Annotated in this window: 19 protein-coding genes and 1 riboswitch; of the genes, 4 read left to right on the top strand and 15 right to left on the bottom strand. The window is 61.9% G+C overall.

Going from position 1 to position 17436, the window contains the following annotated elements; all coding sequences use genetic code 11:
- Positions 1-13 precede the first annotated feature (13 nt).
- Positions 14-1378, bottom strand: a complete 1365-nt coding sequence (gene rmuC, locus ACM530_RS19040; protein WP_178119661.1) for a DNA recombination protein RmuC — start codon at positions 1376-1378, stop codon at positions 14-16.
- A gap of 175 nt (positions 1379-1553) precedes the next feature.
- Positions 1554-1877: a hypothetical protein gene (locus ACM530_RS19035; protein WP_043293316.1), complete on the bottom strand. Its 324-nt coding sequence runs from the start codon at positions 1875-1877 to the stop codon at positions 1554-1556.
- A 458-nt stretch (positions 1878-2335) separates the two neighbouring features.
- Between ACM530_RS19035 and ACM530_RS19030 the strand changes: the two genes are divergently transcribed.
- The 4 genes from ACM530_RS19030 (at position 2336) to ACM530_RS19015 (ending at position 5500) form a co-directional block, all read left to right on the top strand.
- Positions 2336-2641: a hypothetical protein gene (locus ACM530_RS19030; protein WP_242195657.1), complete on the top strand. Its 306-nt coding sequence runs from the start codon at positions 2336-2338 to the stop codon at positions 2639-2641.
- A 443-nt stretch (positions 2642-3084) separates the two neighbouring features.
- Positions 3085-3309, top strand: a complete 225-nt coding sequence (locus ACM530_RS19025; protein ID WP_106576426.1) for a hypothetical protein — start codon at positions 3085-3087, stop codon at positions 3307-3309.
- 278 nt (positions 3310-3587) lie between these two features.
- On the top strand, positions 3588-4070 hold the full coding sequence (locus tag ACM530_RS19020; protein ID WP_106576425.1) for a hypothetical protein: 483 nt from the start codon (positions 3588-3590) through the stop codon (positions 4068-4070).
- 146 nt (positions 4071-4216) lie between these two features.
- A complete protein-coding gene (locus ACM530_RS19015) occupies positions 4217-5500 on the top strand; it encodes an OmpP1/FadL family transporter (protein WP_242195659.1) in 1284 nt (427 codons plus the stop codon).
- Positions 5501-5564: 64 nt separating this feature from the next.
- On the opposite strand, the gene ACM530_RS19010 is transcribed toward ACM530_RS19015, so the two are convergent.
- The 13 genes from ACM530_RS19010 to cobO all read right to left on the bottom strand — a co-directional run bounded on the left by ACM530_RS19010 (position 5565) and on the right by cobO (position 17043).
- A complete protein-coding gene (locus tag ACM530_RS19010; protein WP_145158931.1) occupies positions 5565-6113 on the bottom strand; it encodes a glutathione peroxidase in 549 nt (182 codons plus the stop codon).
- A 150-nt stretch (positions 6114-6263) separates the two neighbouring features.
- Positions 6264-7472, bottom strand: a complete 1209-nt coding sequence (locus ACM530_RS19005; protein WP_404484072.1) for an MFS transporter — start codon at positions 7470-7472, stop codon at positions 6264-6266.
- Positions 7473-7526: 54 nt separating this feature from the next.
- Complete coding sequence (locus tag ACM530_RS19000) at positions 7527-7931, bottom strand: MarR family winged helix-turn-helix transcriptional regulator (RefSeq protein WP_106576421.1); 405 nt, start codon at positions 7929-7931, stop codon at positions 7527-7529.
- Positions 7932-7973: 42 nt separating this feature from the next.
- Entirely contained in the window at positions 7974-8702 is a 729-nt protein-coding gene (locus ACM530_RS18995; RefSeq protein WP_416362898.1) for an adenosylcobinamide-GDP ribazoletransferase, read from the bottom strand.
- A 2-nt stretch (positions 8703-8704) separates the two neighbouring features.
- Positions 8705-9280, bottom strand: a complete 576-nt coding sequence (gene cobC, locus ACM530_RS18990; protein WP_416362897.1) for an alpha-ribazole phosphatase family protein — start codon at positions 9278-9280, stop codon at positions 8705-8707.
- Entirely contained in the window at positions 9277-10332 is a 1056-nt protein-coding gene (gene cobT / locus ACM530_RS18985) for a nicotinate-nucleotide--dimethylbenzimidazole phosphoribosyltransferase (protein ID WP_416362896.1), read from the bottom strand. Before cobT ends, cobC begins: the two co-directional genes overlap by 4 nt.
- Positions 10329-10850: a bifunctional adenosylcobinamide kinase/adenosylcobinamide-phosphate guanylyltransferase gene (cobU, locus tag ACM530_RS18980; protein ID WP_416362895.1), complete on the bottom strand. Its 522-nt coding sequence runs from the start codon at positions 10848-10850 to the stop codon at positions 10329-10331. Before cobU ends, cobT begins: the two co-directional genes overlap by 4 nt.
- Before the next feature lie 211 nt (positions 10851-11061).
- Positions 11062-12513 carry a cobyric acid synthase gene (locus tag ACM530_RS18975; RefSeq protein ID WP_416362894.1) on the bottom strand — a complete coding sequence of 484 codons (1452 nt, stop codon included), beginning with the start codon at positions 12511-12513 and terminating at the stop codon, positions 11062-11064.
- A complete protein-coding gene (gene cobD / locus ACM530_RS18970) occupies positions 12510-13499 on the bottom strand; it encodes a threonine-phosphate decarboxylase CobD (RefSeq protein ID WP_416362893.1) in 990 nt (329 codons plus the stop codon). The genes ACM530_RS18975 and cobD overlap by 4 nt, the downstream gene beginning before the upstream one ends.
- Positions 13492-14400 (bottom strand): adenosylcobinamide-phosphate synthase CbiB, encoded by a 909-nt coding sequence (cbiB, locus tag ACM530_RS18965; RefSeq protein WP_242195673.1) that lies wholly within the window; start codon positions 14398-14400, stop codon positions 13492-13494. Before cbiB ends, cobD begins: the two co-directional genes overlap by 8 nt.
- A complete protein-coding gene (gene bluB, locus ACM530_RS18960; protein WP_416362892.1) occupies positions 14397-15047 on the bottom strand; it encodes a 5,6-dimethylbenzimidazole synthase in 651 nt (216 codons plus the stop codon). Before bluB ends, cbiB begins: the two co-directional genes overlap by 4 nt.
- Positions 15044-16435, bottom strand: coding sequence for a cobyrinate a,c-diamide synthase (locus tag ACM530_RS18955; RefSeq protein ID WP_416362891.1), 1392 nt, complete (start codon positions 16433-16435; stop codon positions 15044-15046). Before ACM530_RS18955 ends, bluB begins: the two co-directional genes overlap by 4 nt.
- Positions 16432-17043: a cob(I)yrinic acid a,c-diamide adenosyltransferase gene (gene cobO, locus ACM530_RS18950; RefSeq protein WP_060756089.1), complete on the bottom strand. Its 612-nt coding sequence runs from the start codon at positions 17041-17043 to the stop codon at positions 16432-16434. The genes ACM530_RS18955 and cobO overlap by 4 nt, the downstream gene beginning before the upstream one ends.
- A gap of 79 nt (positions 17044-17122) precedes the next feature.
- Positions 17123-17373: riboswitch (cobalamin riboswitch) on the bottom strand.
- Positions 17374-17436: the final 63 nt, after the last annotated feature.

Genomic DNA, 17436 nt, shown 5'->3' with positions numbered 1-17436 from the left:
CATTGACCGTGTGCTACTCCGGTAAGTGTGCGACGCCATCGGAGTCGGTCATCGCCCGTTCGAGCAAATCCGCTGGCAGGCTCTTGCTCGCACGCGCACCCAGCAACCTTAACTGCTCGGTTCGGCTGACCAGATTTCCACGGCCATCCGTCAGCTTGTTTCGCGCTGCGCTGTAGGCCTTATCCAGCTGCTGCAGGCGGTTGCCGACTTCATCCAGATCCTGAATAAACAGTACGAACTTGTCATACAGCCAGCCGGCGCGCTCGGCAATCTCCCGCGCGTTCTGGCTCTGGCGTTCCTGCTTCCACAGGCTGTCGATCACCCGCAGGGTGGCCAGCAAGGTGGTGGGGCTGACAATCACGATATGGCGGTCGAACGCTTCCTGGAACAGGTTCGGCTCAGCCTGCAACGCGGCGGAGAACGCGGCCTCTATCGGCACGAACAACAGCACGAAATCCAGGCTGTGCAGACCTTCGAGGCGCTTGTAATCCTTGCCGGCCAAGCCTTTGACGTGATTGCGCAGGGACAGCACGTGCTGTTTCAGCGCCGCCTGGCCGATCACATCGTCATCCGCTGCAACGTACTGCTGATAGGCGGTGAGGCTGACCTTGGAATCGACCACCACCTGCTTGTCGCCGGGCAGCATGATCAACACGTCCGGCTGGAAGCGCTCGCCGTCCGGGCCTTTGAGGCTGACCTGGGTCTGATACTCGCGGCCCTTCTCCAGCCCGGCATGTTCAAGCACGCGCTCAAGAATCAGCTCGCCCCAGTTGCCTTGGGTTTTCTGGCCCTTGAGCGCGCGCGTGAGGTTGGTGGCCTCGTCCGACAGTCGCAGGTTCAGTTGCTGCAGGCGTTCAAGCTCCTTGGCCAGGGAAAAGCGCTCGCGCGCCTCATTCTGGTAGCTTTCTTCCACGCGCTTTTCAAACGACTGGATGCGTTCCTTGAGCGGGTCGAGCAACTGGCCCAGGCGTTCCTGGCTGGTTTCGGCAAACCGTTGCTCACGTTCGTCGAAGATCTTGCCGGCAAGCTCGGCGAACTGCGCACGCAGCTCGTCCCGCGAGCCTTGCAGGTCAGCAAGGCGTTGTTGATGGCTTTCCTGTTGTTCGCGCAGTTCGGCGCGCAACGCCGAGGACAGCGCATCGAGGCGGCGCAGCTCGGTTTCCTTGGCGCTGCGGTCGAGGTTCCAGGCGTGGGCGGCGTCGCGGGCGTTATCGCGGTCGATCTGGAGCAATTCGACTTCACGGCGAACGGCCGCCAGGTCAGCTTGTTTGGCGGCGTTGGCCTGGCTCAGGTCACTGATCTCGTCGCGGCTGGCGTCGAGTTGCGCGGCCAGCCCTTCCTGGGCCAGTTGCGCGGTGGCCAGGCGCTCTTCGAGCAGTTCCCAGCCGGTCATGCGCGCGCTCAGCCGCCGTTGGAGCTGCCAGCACAGGGCCAATAAAGGCACTGCAGCGCCAGCCAGGCCCAAGGCAATACTGGTCCAGTCAAAAGCCATCGCCATTTCTGCCATCACCGAAAAAGAGCAAGGTTAACCAAGCGTGGGGCTTGAGGACAGCTCAGTCTTCGACCTGCCCCAGTTCGCGCTGGGCGCGGCGGTCGCCGGCACGGGCAGCCAGGCGCAGCAGGTCATGGCCGATACGGCGGTCGCGGGCATTGCCGCACTCACGGCACATCAGCTGGCCCAGGCGGCTCTGCGCGGCAACCACACCTTCACGGGCCGGCTGCTTGAGCAAGCGCCCGGCGAAGTGCTTGACGTTGGTGCTGTGCCCCAGGCGCGGGCTGTCGAGCAGCCATAAGGCGACTTTCAAGGAGAAACGCTTGGGTGCGGTAACAGTCTGAGGGGTGTCGGTAACAGATGGTGATACTGAGCGAAACTTCATAAAGCACTGCGGGACAGAACGGAAGGCGCGCCACTCTACTCTTTTTTTCCTACAGGTAAAGCTGAAAAATCCCTGCACGCCCGTTCTAGAGCAAGCGCTTGGGACAATCCACAGAAGCTGTGGATAACTCAGTGGACAACCCACCTTTAACGCGCGCAAAGGCCCATGGAACGGGGGCCGCAGTCAAACTGACGATTTTTTCACCAATAAAAAAAAGCGATATTTTTCATTGACTTAAATTTTCATTGCAGGCAAATGGCGGCGCTTCCAGGCCGTTGACAGACGGGTTACATACCTCGCAACTAATGTGCACAAGTACCCACCCACTGGCTATATGGCGCCGGTTTTTTGCTTCGACACGTCCTAAAAATGTTACCGACAGGCCAAACCAGGCACTTTTCAAATCCTCGCCGGCTCGCCACACTGGCCCACTCCCACACGCAACCTACCAAGGCTCGATGAAAGGAATCCTCTTATTCGCCGTGTTGCTGCTGGCCATCTGTGTAACTTCATTGGCGGTCAATGCCGCGCTGCCCTCCCCCGACGGCGCGCTGTTTGCCATCGCCATCCTGGTATCAGCGGCGTTTACTGCCGTAATGCTGTGCATAGAGTTGAGTGAAGGCCGAATCAACGACATGCGCGAGGTGATGAATGTGATCGAGACCGGCCGGTCCTGGCGCTTGACCCTGGCGGCCTACGGACTCGGCTGCTCATTGGCCGCGGCGGCCACCGTGCTGGTCTATCGCGGGTTGTTGGGCGGCTGAATTAAGTTTCTTGGCTAGCACACTTCCCTTCCGTGTTTCAATCCGTTACTATCCGCGGCGTTAGTACCAAGCTGAAAGTCAATTCTGGTCGAACAACTCCCCTGAACAACACGGGATCGACCACCTCGATGGTTTCCAGGTATTCCTTGCGACGACACTGCCTTTGAACAAGCAAAGGGTGCCGCGAAGTTTCAATACTCTGAACGAACCAGCCTGCAAATTGATCAGGATCTTCACCCCGGGCCCAGAACCTTTGCCCCTGTTGTGTTGCCTGCCCTCCTAAGTACCTACCTGCCAGCCCAAGCGCGCCTAACTTATTAGCGCTTCAAACTGGCTGCTTTGTTCCAGTCGGGTTCTTCGTTTGATCAATGGTGATCAACGTTACTGGAACGTTTTAACGTTGCACGGTTCTTAACCGTGTCATTTGTAGGAACACCAATAATATGTCCGCTCAAATCCACACTCAGGATGCCATTCGCACCCTCACCAACGCTTTTGCACCAATGAACTGCCTGATCATGGCCGCTCGCAAAGGCTGCTTCAGCTTCACCCTGGTCAACGAACACGGCATCGCTCGTCACAGCGAACGCCTGTACCCCGATCAATACTCCAGCGCAGAGCCGCTGCAGGCCGTGATCGAGCGTACCCGTCAGGCATTGATTGCCTGATCGACCCGAATCGCTGAAACCCAAAAGACCCTGCTTGAAACGCAGGGTTTTTTATTGCCCGAAATTCGGCTTTTGAGTACTTGCACTAAGTTCGAATAGATATAAACGTTATAACTAAATGAAGAAGATGTTTTAAAAACAGACCTTTACATCATAAATATGACACTACACTTCAACTCAAGCGGCATGATCCGCTTGCGACGAGCCTGAGGTCCGATTCACTGCTGCCAAGCTCCCCTCTCAGGCTTCGTCGACCACTTCCATGGATTGAGGCTCGTATGGGTATCGCCGCCAGCGAATTGTGTCGTTATGTGATCAGGCCGACGTTGATTTATCTCGGCCGCCATAACCCGACAGCTGAATCCCTGCTGCTGGGCATTGCCGCCAGCCAATCGGAACTCGGCTCCGCCCTGCATGATCGGCGCGGCCACGGCCTGTACAGCATCACCGAACCTCGTCATCGCGCCCTGTGGGACGACTACCTTGCCCAAGACCCCGAGCGCGCCAGCCTGGTACGTGGGCTGGCCAGTCAACATGCATTCCTCAGCGCGCCCCAGCTTGAGCTGACCGTCAACCTGCGCTACGCCACCGCCATTGCCTGGCTGCTGGTAGAACAGCATCGTCCTGCCCTGCCGCCACCGGGTGACGTATTGGCCATGGCACGTATCTGGAAAGAAATATTTCACCCTCAAGGTCGGCTGCGGGATTTCACCCAAGCCTGGCAAACCTGTGTTTTACCCATGAATCAGGCCATTTGTTGATCAGGCGTTTTGCAAGATTCGGCTAAAACCTTCGAATCTGGTCGGATTGTCCTACAAAACCGCTCTATCTCCGACATTACGGCCTATAGCGCTAACTTAAAATTATTGATACTTTCCGCAGCGGTGATCACCACGGAGTTCTAATAATGAAAAAAGTAATGCTCAAGACCACACTTAGCCTCACCGTTGCCATGGCATCCTCCCAACTGTTCGCAAGCGGCTTTGCCCTGAACGAACAAGACGTCGCCGGTATGGGTACGGGGTTCGCAGGCCGCTCTTCTTCTGCCGATAACGCCAGCACTGTGTACGGTAACCCTGCCGGTATGGCCCGCCTCGAAGGCCAGCAGATTACCGGTGGTGTAGCCGCTATCGATGCCTCGACTGACATCAAAAACGCCAGCGGCCGTTCTTTCGGCAGTAACAAAGGCGACATGGTGCCCTTCACGGCGGTCCCGTTTGGTTTCTACACCAACAAACTCAATGATCAGTGGGCCGTCGGCGTTGGTGTTTACGCACCTTTCGGCCTGGTTACCGATTATGAGAGGGGCTTCCAGGGTCGCTCGTTCGGCAGCTACAGCAAAGTGTCGGTCATCACCTTGCAGCCAACCGTCAGCTACGCCTTCAACGATCGTGTTTCCATTGGTTTTGGCCCGACCATCAACCGTATTTCCGGCAAGCTGGAATCTGAGTTGGCTCTGTCGACAAACCCGGCTGTCCCGAATACCAACGTCACGATCAAAGGTGACGACACGGCTGTTGGCTTCAACGTCGGCGTGCTGGTACAAGCCACCGATACCACGCGCGTGGGCCTGACTTACCACTCCAAAGTCAGCTACAAGCTTGAAGGCCACACCGAAGTATCGGCACCGACCCCGACGGCTCCACTGCTGGCAAGCGGCCGCTACGATGCGTCGTTGAGCATTGATACGCCTGAGTCTTACGACCTGTCCGTGACACAGGACCTGAGCGATGCCTGGAAACTCTACGCCGGTTCCACCTGGACTCGCTGGAGCCGCCTGAAAGACATCACTGTCGACAACGAGGGCGTTACCCGAGCTGGCGGCCTGGTCGCTCCGCAGATCGTGGGTACCATCACCGAGCCACAGAACTGGCATGACACCTGGGCCTATGCCTTGGGTACTTCGTACCAAGTCACCAAACAAGTGGTACTGCGTACCGGCCTGACTTTCGACCAGTCGCCAACCAACAACACCGACCGTTCGCCACGCATCCCTACCGGCGACCGGACCATTTTCAGTGTTGGCCTGGGCTACGAAGTAATGCCGAACATGATCGTCGACGTGGCTTACTCCTACCTGAAGGAAGAGCCAGTCAAGGTCAACAAGACCAACGCACTGGGTTCGTCCTACAGCGCCAAGTACGAAAACAGCGCCAACGGCTTCGGCCTGGGTGTGACGTACAAGTTCTGATCCAACGCGTATAAAAAAGCCCCGCTCTCCTGCACAGGAGGCGGGGCTTTTTAATGGCCGGCGATCAGGGCTTCGAGGCCAGCGCTGCCTCCACCGCCTTGATCAGGTCCGGGCTGTCCGGCTTGGTCAAACTGGAAAAGTTGGCAATCACCTTGCCCTGGCGATCCACCACGTACTTATAGAAATTCCACTTCGGCGCGCTGGTCTGCTGCGCCAGAATCTTGAACAGGTGCACCGCATCCGGCCCCTTGACCGTCTGCGGCTCGGTCATCGTGAAGGTCACGCCGTAATTCACGTAGCAAACTTTGGCGGTCTCTTCACCGGTCTTGGCTTCCTGCTTGAAGTCGTCGGACGGCACGCCGATCACTTCCAGCCCCTGGCCCTTGTAGCGCTGATACAAGGCTTCGAGGCCTTTGAATTGCGGCGCGAAACCACAAAAGCTGGCGGTATTGACGATGACCAGGGGTTTGCCGGCAAAGCGCTGGCACAAATCGATGGATTCCTTGGCCCGCAACTTGGGCAATTGCCCCTCCAGCAACGGCGGACAGTTGGCGGCCATGGCCAGACTGCCTACAGCCATCAGGACGGGTACAGCGAGCCAGCGCATCAGCATGTCGAAGGTCCTTGAGTCAGATCAGACACAGAACTTAACAGATCGACATCCCCAGTTGCATCAATGCCAGCCCGCCGTGCTGCCAGCCCCACCAGGCCAGCAGCAACAGAACCAGGCCTGCCGAGATCAGCAACCCTCTTGCCGTCAAACTCATGCCGCCTCCATCTGCGCCTGCAAGCGCGCCACCGGCCGCTCGCGCACCGGCCAGTTGAGGGCCGCAGCGAGCAAGCTCAAAAGAATCGCCACCTGCCAGATCAAATCGTAGTTGCCGGTTCGATCATAGACCACCCCGCCTAACCAGCCGCCGAGGAACGAACCAAGCTGGTGGAACAGAAACACAATCCCACCGAGCATCGAGAGGTTTCGCACGCCAAACAGCGTCGCGACAGTGCCGTTGGTCAGCGGCACGGTGGACAGCCACAGAAAGCCCATGGCCATGCCGAACAGGTAGGCCGTCACTTCGGTCACCGGCGCCCACAGGAACAGCACGATCACCACCGCGCGCAACAGGTACAGGCCGGTGAGCAAACGCGGCTTGGACATGCGCCCGCCGAGCCAGCCAGCGGTATAAGTGCCAAACACGTTAAACAGGCCGATCAACGCCAATACCGTGGTACCCACCGTGGCCGGCAGATGCTGGTCCACCAGGTACGCCGGCAAGTGCACGCCGATAAACACCACCTGGAAACCGCAGACAAAAAAACCGAACGCCAGCAGCCAGAAGCCGGAGTGCGAGCAGGCCTCTTTCAGGGCTTCACGCAGGGTTTGCTGGCCGACCATCGCCGGCAGCGGTTTGTCCTTGAGCATTGCCACCAACGGCAGGATCAGCGCCACCATCAGGCCCAACGCCAACAAAGCGGCCGACCAGCCCAGCCAACTGATCAGGCCCAGGGTGCCCGGCACCATCGCAAACTGGCCGAACGACCCTGCGGCGCTGGCAATGCCCATGGCCATGCTGCGTTTTTCCGGCGGCACGGCGCGGCCGACCACACCGAGAATCACCGAGAACGAAGTGCCCGACAGGCCGATCCCAATCAGCAAACCCGCGCTGAGCGACAGCGACCACGCGGAATCCGACATGCCCATCAACACCAGCCCCGCGGCGTACAGCACCCCACCGACAAACACCGCCTTGGTCGCGCCGAAGCGGTCGGCCAAGGCGCCGGTAAACGGTTGCGCCAGGCCCCAGATCAGGTTTTGCAGGGCAATGGCGAAGGCAAAGGTTTCACGGCCCCAGCCAAATTCCATGCTCATCGGCGACAGGAACAGACCAAAGCCGTGCCGCACGCCCAACGACAACGCCAGGATCAGCGCACTTCCCACGAGAACCCAGCCACTGGTGCGCCACATCGAGGTCATTTCTTATTCTCCGCTCGCGGGTATATACCCGCTTGTAGTCGAACAAATCCGCGCTCAGGCGAGTTCGTCCAGCAAGGCCAACAAGGTTTCACGCTTCTCGGCGCCCAACTGATCTATCAATTTCTGCTGCGCCGCCTCCCAAGCCGGCAACGCGGCAGCCAGGCGTTCTTCGCCGGCGACGGTCAACACCACCAAGCGGTTGCGCAAGTCATCGCCCTCGACCAACTGCACCAAACCCTCGCCCTCCAATACCCGCAGGTTGCGCCCCAGGGTACTGCGGTCCAGGCCCATGGCTTCGGCCAGGCTGGAAATGCTCGGTTGATCGAGGCGCTGCAGGTTACACAGCAAAGAATACTGGGCAACGTTGATCCCGAAGCCGTCGAGAGCGCCGTCGTAATGCCTGCTGACGCCACGGGCGGCACGTCGCAGGTTGGTGCATAAACATTGGGAGGCAAGCATGGAGCGTGTATATACCCGCGATTATGAAAATGCAAGAAAGTGTTACAGCGCCAGGCCGACCAAAACCGCGACTTCCAGCAACTCCAACAATGCGCCGGCGGTGTCACCCGTGGTGCCACCCAGCCGGTTGACCATCAACTGACGCAGCCCGATAAAGCACAGCGCAGCGAGTAAAACAGCGATCCCGCCACTGAAACCGCCGATCAGCACACAGGCCAGACCGCTGAGGATCAGCACCTGTTGGCCGACGATCCTGGGTAAATGATCCGACAGTGCCTGGCCCAAACCGCCTGCACGCACGTAGCGCGTGGTAAGGAACAGCGCCAGCATCGAAGCGCGCCCGATCAGCGGCGCCAGAATCAGCGCCGCGCCGTTGTGCTGCTCGATCAAGGCCACCAGTGCGGTGAATTTGAGCAACAACACCAGCCCCAGAGTGACCACGGCAATCGGCCCGCTGCGCGGGTCTTTCATGATAGTCAGCGTGCGCTCGCGGTCGCCAAAGCCACCGAGCCAGGCATCGGCGCTGTCCGCCAGGCCGTCCAGATGCAAGCCGCCGCTGAGCAACACCCAGGCTGTCAGCACCAGCGCCGCATGCAGCAATAACGGTGCGCCCATCAGGGCGGTGTTCAGGGCCCACAACAGCAGCCCGAACAGCAACCCCACCACCGGGTAAAACAGCAACGAACGCCCCAATTCCTGAGGCTGCGGCATGCCGGGCAGGCGAATCGGCAGGCTGCTGAGAAATTGCAGGGCGATCCAGAACGCCAGCATCCTCAGACTCCTTCCTTCAGCAGACCGTCGGCCATCACCTGCAGGCTGAACAGCCCACCGTGGCCGACCTCGACATTCAGCAGCTGCTCACGTGGCAAACCGCGCGCATGCGCCAGCAGCAGCCGCATCACGCCACCGTGGCTGATCAACAGCACGCGCTGTGCGGCATATGCCTGATGCAACCGTGAGACGGCGCCGAGAACGCGTGCAGAAAAGTCGCTGACGCGCTCGCCTTCAGGCGGTGTAAAGCTGTAGGGATCAGCCCAGAACCGGCCCAGTCCTTCGGCATCGGTTTGCATCAGCGCCGCCGCGCTCTGCCCTTCCCAGGCGCCGAAGTGCAGCTCCTGCAGATCCTTTTCCAGGCTCACCGGCACCCCAAGCCGTGCGCCCAGCTCGTGGGCGAACAGCGCGCAGCGTTGCAGTGGCGAACTGACCAACCGGTCCCACGGCCCCTGCTTTGCCACGGCGGTGCGCATCTGCTCCCAGCCTTTGGCGGTGAGCGCGTCGTCCAGGCTGCCGCGCAGGCCGCCGCCCAGCTCGGTTTCGCCGTGGCGCAGCAGGTCCAGGTGCAAGGTCATGCCGGGCGGTCTGCCACGGCGGCTTCGGCGAACGTCGCCATCTGCCCGTGCAGCGCGCACGCCAGGCGCAACAATGGCACCGCCAGCGCCGCACCGCTGCCCTCACCCAGGCGCAGACCCAGTTCCAGCAGCGGTTGCGCGTCGAGGCTGTGCAGCACATGACGATGACCGGGCTCAGCGCCGCGGTGGCCGAACACCAACCACTCCCGGCACGCCGGATTCAGGCGTGTGGCCACCAGCGCCGCGACCGTGCAGATAAACCCGTCCACCAGCACCACGATGCCCTCCTGGGCGCAGGCCAGATAAGCCCCCACCAACGCGGCAATTTCGAAACCACCCAGGTTGAACAACGTGTTCAGCGCGTCGTCACGTTGCGCCGCATGCAAGGCCAGCGCGCGTTCAATCACCGCCACTTTGTGGCTGACGCCCTGGGCGTTCAAGCCGGTGCCCGGGCCGGTCAGGTCGCTCACCTGGCAATCGAGCAACGCGCACGCCAAGGCGCTGGCGGCGGTGGTATTGCCGATGCCCATCTCGCCGCCGATAAACAGCTGTGCGCCGTTTTGCAACGCACGGTGCGCACTGTCACGCCCGGCTTGCAGCGCAAGTCGCCCTTGCGCTGCGGTCATCGCCGGGCCGTTGACGAAATTGGCCGTGCCGGCGCCGATATTCAGATGACGCACACCCGGCAGATCCAACGACGGCGTGACGGTGCCGAGGTCGACCACTTCCAGCTGCGCATTCAACTTCCGCGCCAATACGCTGATGGCCGCGCCACCGGTGACAAAGTTGTGCAACATCTGGCCGGTCACTTCCTGTGGAAATGCCGATACGCCTTCTGCAACCACGCCGTGGTCACCGGCGAAGATGGCGATCCACACCTGATCCACCGCAGGTTTGACCTGGCCTTGCAAGCCGGCCAATTGCACCGCGATGGCTTCGAGCTGGCCGAGCGAGCCGGCTGGCTTGGTCAGTTGCTGCTGGCGAGCCAGCGCGTGTTCATGCGCCGAAGTGTCGACGGCCTTGCAGGGGTTGAGCCACCAGGAGTCAGTCATAACGCAGTACCTTTCAAAGTCAGGGGCAGGCCGGCGACGGTCAGGACCACACGCTGACACCGCTCGGCCAAGGCTTGATGCAGCCAACCGGCTTCATCCACATAGCGGCGAGTCAATTCGCCCAGCGGCACGACACCCATTCCGGTTTCGTTGCTGACAAAAATGATTTCACCCGGCAGCGAGGCCAGGGTTTGCAGCAGTTGATCGCGCTCGAACGCCAGGCGTGCGGGGTTCTCCAGCATCAGCAAGTTGGTGAGCCACAGGGTCAGGCAATCCACCAGCAGGCAGCGGTCGGCGGCGGCGCTTTCGCGCAGTACACGCGCCAGCTCGATGGGTTCTTCGATCAGCCCCCAATGATCGGGACGGCGCTGGCGATGCAGTGCGACGCGCTCGTTCATCTCGCCGTCCAGCGGCTGGCTGGTGGCGATATAGACGACATGCAAGCCACTTTCACTTGCCAGCTTTTCGGCGAGGCGGCTCTTGCCGGAACGGGCGCCACCGAGGATCAGTTGATACATGGAAAGGCACCTGTGTCGGCCGACTGATAATGTGAGGCGGGCACTGCCCCGTGTGGCAGCGGGCTTGCTCGCGAACGCGGTGGGTCAGTCAGCCGATTTGTCACTGAAGCCCCCCATTCGCGAGCAAGCCCGCTAATACTTCTGAGGTGAGGTGCATCAGCTGAACCGAGGCTGGCGGGCCGGCGCCTGCTGGGGGATTGGGTGTACACCGTCAGATCCCGCATAGCTTGCGCAACAGTTCGGTGTCCAGATGGTGCTCCACCAGGTCCGCCAGGCGCTCAATATCGCGCTCGCGCAGGGCGTGGTAATCCACCTCTTGCACATCCTGCAGCCCGGCCCAGCGCAGTAACGCACTGCACGCCGCCGGGGTTTCGAACACGCCGTGCAGATACGTGCCAAGAATCTGACCGTCTTCACTCAGGGCGCCGTCACTGCGGCCGTCATCCAACAGCACGGCGGCGTTCGACAGGGCACTGCCGGAGGTCACGCCCGCATGGATTTCATAACCACTGACTTCGGCATCTTCCAGCAGCAACCGTCCGCGCACATTGCGCAATTGTTTCTCTTGTTCCAGCGTGGTGCTGAACGCCAGCAACCCCAGGGCCTCGCTGGAACCGGCCAACCCTTCCAGGCCGAGCGGGTCATGCACCTGCTCGCCGAGCATCTGCAGGCCGCCGCAAATCCCCAGCACCTTGCCGCCGTAGCGCAAGTGCCGCGCAACGGCAGTGTCCCAGCCGTTGGCGCGCAGATAAGCCAGATCGCTGCGCACGCTTTTCGAGCCCGGCAGGATGATCAGGTCGGCAGCCGGAATGGCCTGACCAGGGCCGATAAACTGTAAATCCACCTGGGGATGCAAACGCAGCGGGTCAAAATCCGTGTGGTTGCTGATGCGCGGCAACACCGGCACCACCACCTTGAGTACTTGGGCGGCCTTGTCGATCTGGCGCTGGTCGATGCCGTCTTCGGCTTCCAGGTGCAGGTCCATCACGTAGGGCAGCACGCCCACCACCGGCTTGCCGGTGTGCGCTTCGAGCCAATCGAGCCCCGGCTGCAACAGCGCGATATCACCGCGAAAGCGATTGATAATGAAGCCTTTGACGCGCGCCTGCTCGGTCGGCGACAGCAATTGGAGGGTGCCGACCAGATGCGCAAACACCCCGCCGCGATTGATATCGGCGATCAGCAGCACCGGGCAATCCACGGCCTCGGCGAAACCCATATTGGCAATGTCATTGGCGCGCAGGTTGATTTCCGCCGGGGAGCCCGCGCCTTCCACCATCACCACAGGGTAGGCCTCGCTCAACCGTGCATGAGAGGCGAGCACCGCCTGCATCGCGATGGCCTTGTAGTCGTGATAGGCCACGGCGTTCATGCTGGTCACGGCACGGCCATGGATAATCACTTGGGAGCCGGTGTCACTGTTGGGTTTGAGCAGCACCGGGTTCATGTCGGTGTGCGGCGCCAGGTTGGCGGCCTGGGCCTGCACGGCCTGGGCGCGGCCGATCTCGCCGCCCTCAGCGGTGACGGCGCTGTTGAGCGCCATGTTCTGCGGTTTGAACGGCACCACGCCAATGCCTTGGCGTACCAGCCAACGGCACAGCGCGGTCACCAGCGTGCTTTTACCGGCGTCAGACGTGGTGCCTTGCACCATCAGCGTACTCATGCGGCGTCCTTGTAAGCGGCCAGGGCCTCATCGAGTCGCAACCAATCGGCCTCCGTGTCGGGCAGACCGAAGCGCAGGCTGCTGTCGTGGACAAACAGGCGCAGCAGGATGCCGCGTTGGGCCATGAATTCGTGCAGGCGTTCGGCGTGTGGGGTGATCAGCCATTGGAACAACGCGCAGCCGCCCTTAGGCTCAAAGCCGTGGCGCTCAAGCAGCGCAAACAAGCGCTGGCCAGCCTCGATACAGCGATGACGCTGTTCGGCATGCCCGGCCGTATCGCGCAGGCACACCTGGCCAAGCACCCGTGTCGGCCCACTGACTGCCCACGGGCCGAGCTGTTCGGCCAACAACTTGAGCAGCATGCGTTCCGCCAGCACAAAGCCCAGGCGCACACCGGCCAGGCCGAAGAACTTGCCGAATGAGCGCAACACAATCAGGCCGACTTGATGGGCCTGGCTGGCGAGGCTCATTTGCGGGGTCACGTCCATAAACGCTTCGTCCACCACCAGCCAGCCGCCGCGCTGGGCCAACCGTGAGTGCCAGTCGAGCAGGCGCTGCGGCGGCAGACTCAGGCCGGTGGGGTTATTTGGATTGACCACCACCAGCACGTCGAGGCCGTCGAGAAAAAAGTCGACTTCCTGCTCCTGCACTTCGCGCACCACGTAACCGGCGCGGCGCCAGGCTTCGGCGTGTTCGGCATAACACGGCGACAACACGCCGACCTTGCCGGAGCGACGCAAACGCGGCAGCAACTGAATCGCCGCCTGGGAACCCGCCACCGGCAACACGTGGGCGGCGCCGTAGTACTCGCTGGCGGCCTTTTCCAGGCCGTCGTCGGTTTCCGGCAATCGCGCCCAGGCCCGCAGCGGAATCTCGGGAATCGGCCACGGCCAGGGCGCCAGGCCGCTGGACAGGTCGAGCCAGTCCGCTTCGGCAATCCCGTACTGAATCACTGCCCTGCGCAGCCGGCCACCGTGCTCAAGCATAAAATTGCGCCCCCGCGCACAGGATCAACAGCCATAACCATACGCCGCGCTGCACCAGTTGCCAGCCACGGTCGATGGCGTCGGCATCGGCCGCCGGGCCTTCGCCCAACTGCGCACGCTGATGCAGTTCGCCGTGATAAATCGCCGCGCCGCCCAATTCAACACCCAAAGCGCCCGCACCGGCCGCCATCACCGGCCCGGCGTTGGGGCTGTCCCAGGTCGGCGCCTGGGTGCGCCAGCATTTAAGCGCCAGGCGGGTTTTGCCGAGTACCGCGTAGGTCAACGCCACCAGACGCGCAGGAATGTAGTTGAGCACATCGTCGATTTTTGCCGCCGCCCAGCCGAAACGCTCAAAGCGCTCGTTGCGATAACCCCACATGGCATCGAGGGTGTTGCTCAGGCGATAAAGCACCACGCCGGGCACACCGGCCACGACAAACCAGAACAGCGCGGCGAACACCGCATCGCTGCCGTTCTCGAGCACCGATTCAGTCGCGGCGCGCGCGACTTCAGTGCTGTCCAGTTCGCTGGTCTGACGGCTGACGAGGTAGCTCACGCGTTTACGTGCTTCATCCAAGTCACCACTGCGCAACGCCTGGGCGACGGGAATCACGTGCTCGCCAAGGCTGCGCATGCCCAGCGCCATGTACAGCGCCAGAATCTCCAGCACCCAGCCGATATACGGCGCCCACGACAGCGCGGTGGCCAACAACGTCAGCGGCACCACCGCGATAAACCATGCGGTCACGCCGTGGCTGCGCCACCCGCGGCCGCCGCTGTTGAAACGTTTTTCGATGCGCCCGGCAAAGTTGCCGAACGCCACCAGCGGATGCCAGCGCCTGGGCTCGCCCAGCAGCGCATCCAGCGCCACCGCAGCGACACACAGCAAGGCCACACTCATTGAGTCACTCCCCACACATTCTCATACACCATGTCACTCAGCGGCCGTGGTTCGGTCCAGCCTTCGAGTTGCAACATCGGTGCCGGGTAGAACTCGGCCACCGGGCCCAGGCACAACACGGCCAGGGGCTTTGCACCCGCCGGCAACCCCAGCAGGTCGGCCAGGGCCTGGGGTTCGAACAACGAAACCCAGCCCATCCCAAGGCCTTCGACGCGGGCGGCCAGCCACAGGTTCTGGATTGCACAGGATAACGAGGCCATGTCCATTTCCGGCAAGGTGCGCCGGCCAAAGATGTGCCGCTCGCGATCATCCATCAGCGCAGCCACCAGCACTTCGGCGCAGTCGTGGATGCCTTCGACCTTGAGCTTCATGAATTCGTCGGAGCGCTGGCCCAGGGCCTCGGCGGTGCGCACGCGCTCTTCTTCCACCAGTTGCTGGATTTGGCCGCGCAGGGCGCGGTCGCTGATGCGGATGAATCGCCACGGTTGCATCAAGCCGACGCTGGGCGCCTGGTGTGCGGCCTGGAGCAGGCGTTGCAGCAACTCGGGGGCCACGCTGCCGCCGGTGAAGTGGCGCATGTCACGGCGTTCGGCGATGGCGCGGTAGACGGCCTGGCGTTCGGCTTCGGGGAAGGCGTTGTCAGTCATGGCCCTATCGCGGGCAAGCCCGCTCCCACATTGGATTGAGTTTCAACTTGGTCAGTTGTGGGAGCGGGCTTGCCCGCGATAGCGGTCTCAGGGCCAGGCGCAAACAATGCAGCCACCGCCGCCGGGTTGGAGGGGAAGTAAAAGTGCACGTAGGAAGCCGTCATCCGCCCCTGCCTATAAACCGCCTCGGCGCCACGCCCGCCGTTAGGGCTCAAGCCTCGGGCGATCGGCTGCCACTCGGTGCTGGTCAGCGAATGGTGATAGGTATGGCCGCGCAGCACGCCTTCCGGCAACTCGACACTTTGCAAAGCCAGCGCCGCCAGCTTCTTTTGCATCACCGCGTCGCCCTGCAGCAGGCCAACCAATTCGGCACGGTTGCCGTCGACATCGGTCAGCGAGTCCAGCAGGTAGAGCATGCCGCCGCACTCGGCGAGCAACGGTTTGCCCGCCGCGTGATGCGCGCGAATGGCGTTAAGCATCGAGGTGTTTTCCGACAGCGCCTGGTGGTGCAATTCCGGGTAGCCACCGGGCAGATAGAGGCTGTCGGCCTCAGGCAATTGGTTATCGTGAATCGGCGAGAAGAAGCGCAACTCGGCGCCCATCGCACGCAGCAGGTCGAGGCTGGCGCCGTAGGTAAACGCAAAGGCTTCGTCGCGGGCCACGGCGATGCGCACGCCCGCCAGCAGCGGCTCGGCCTCGATCACTTCGGGCGCGGCGAACGTCACCGGTGGCGGCACGGCGACTTCGCAGCTGCTGCCCAGGGCTTGAGCGGCGGCGTCCAGGCGCATATCGAGGTCATTCAATTCGCTGGCTTGCACCAGGCCCAGGTGGCGGCTGGGCAACTCGATGCCGGTTTCACGCGACAACGCGCCGTACCAGCGCAGGCCTTCAGTGAGGCTGCCTTCAAGCAATTGCGCATGGCGCAGGGTGCCAACGCGGTTGGCCAGCACGCCGGCGAACGGCAGGTCCGGCTGATAGCGCGCCAGGCCCAAGGCCAGCGCGCCAAAGGTCTGGGCCATGGCGGTGCCGTCGATCACGCCCAGCACCGGCACACCAAAGTGCCGCGCCAGGTCGGCGCTGGAAGGCGTACCGTCGAACAGGCCCATCACGCCTTCGATCAGGATCAGGTCAGCCTCGCCCGCCGCTTCCCACAGCAAACGGCGACTTTCCTGCTCGCCGACCATCCACATGTCCAACTGGTACACCGGCGCACCGCTGGCGCGCTCGTGAATCATCGGGTCGAGAAAGTCCGGCCCGCACTTGAACACGCGCACCTTGCGCCCCAGGTTGCGGTGCAAACGGGCGAGCGCGGCGGTGACGGTGGTTTTGCCCTGGCCGGATGCCGGTGCGGCGATCAGTACGGCCGGGCAATGACGGGGCTGATTCAAAGTTCGACGCCCTTCTGTGCCTTGATACCGGCCTGGAACGCGTGCTTGAGCATGCCCATTTCGGTGACGGTGTCGCCCATTTCGATCAACTCAGGCTTGGCGCCACGGCCGGTGACCACCACGTGCTGCATCGGCGGGCGGGCTTGCAAGTCGCTGAGTACCTGGTCCAGATCAAGGTAGCCGTGCTTGAGGGCGATGTTCAGTTCATCCAGCACCACAAGGCCGATGGAAGGGTCTTGCAGCATTGCGCGGGACACCGCCCAGGCGGCTTCGGCGGCGGCGATGTCGCGCTGACGGTCCTGGGTTTCCCAGGTAAAGCCTTCGCCCATCACGTGAAAGCGCACTTGCTCGGGGAAGCGGCGGAAGAACAGCTCCTCGCCGGTGCTGTTGCGCCCCTTGATGAATTGCACCACGCCGCACTGCATGCCGTGGCCCATGGCACGGGCAAGCATGCCAAACGCCGAGCTGCTTTTGCCTTTGCCGTTGCCGGTCAATACCAGCAGCAAGCCGCATTCGTTCGGGGAGTTGGCGATGCGCTCGTCGATCACGGCTTTTTTGCGCAGCATGCGCGCCAGGTGGCGTTCGTCGCGGTCGGGGGAATCGGTCATGGCAGCTCTCCGTTGGGGCTGGACAAAAAACGGCGGGCAGGAAAATAGACAAACAGACAGCCAAGCATCGCCCACCGTGATGCTGTTGGATGATCCAGGCCGGTCTCCGGACTCATGAGTGGCGCTTGCTCAGCGAGCGAGCAGGCCGACGGCGCGCCTTCCCATATCACGCGGATACAGTGGCAAAAGGCACCGTTTTGACTCATTTACCGTTGCGGGGGCAGCGCCGGAATCGCGGCAGCACTGTGTACAAGTGCGCTCACTCACCGGCTTCCCTGTTTCACTCTGTCGACCCACAGGTCACAGAGCACCTGGAACAAGCCGCGAAGGTTAGTGGGTTGGGGGTGGAGCGTCAATTAAAGCCGGCCTTGCACTTGAACGATCGGACCGGCA

The organism is Pseudomonas sp. NFX183, from assembly GCF_047943075.1.
GTDB lineage: Bacteria > Pseudomonadota > Gammaproteobacteria > Pseudomonadales > Pseudomonadaceae > Aquipseudomonas.
This window is presented reverse-complemented; position numbering and strand designations above follow the sequence as displayed.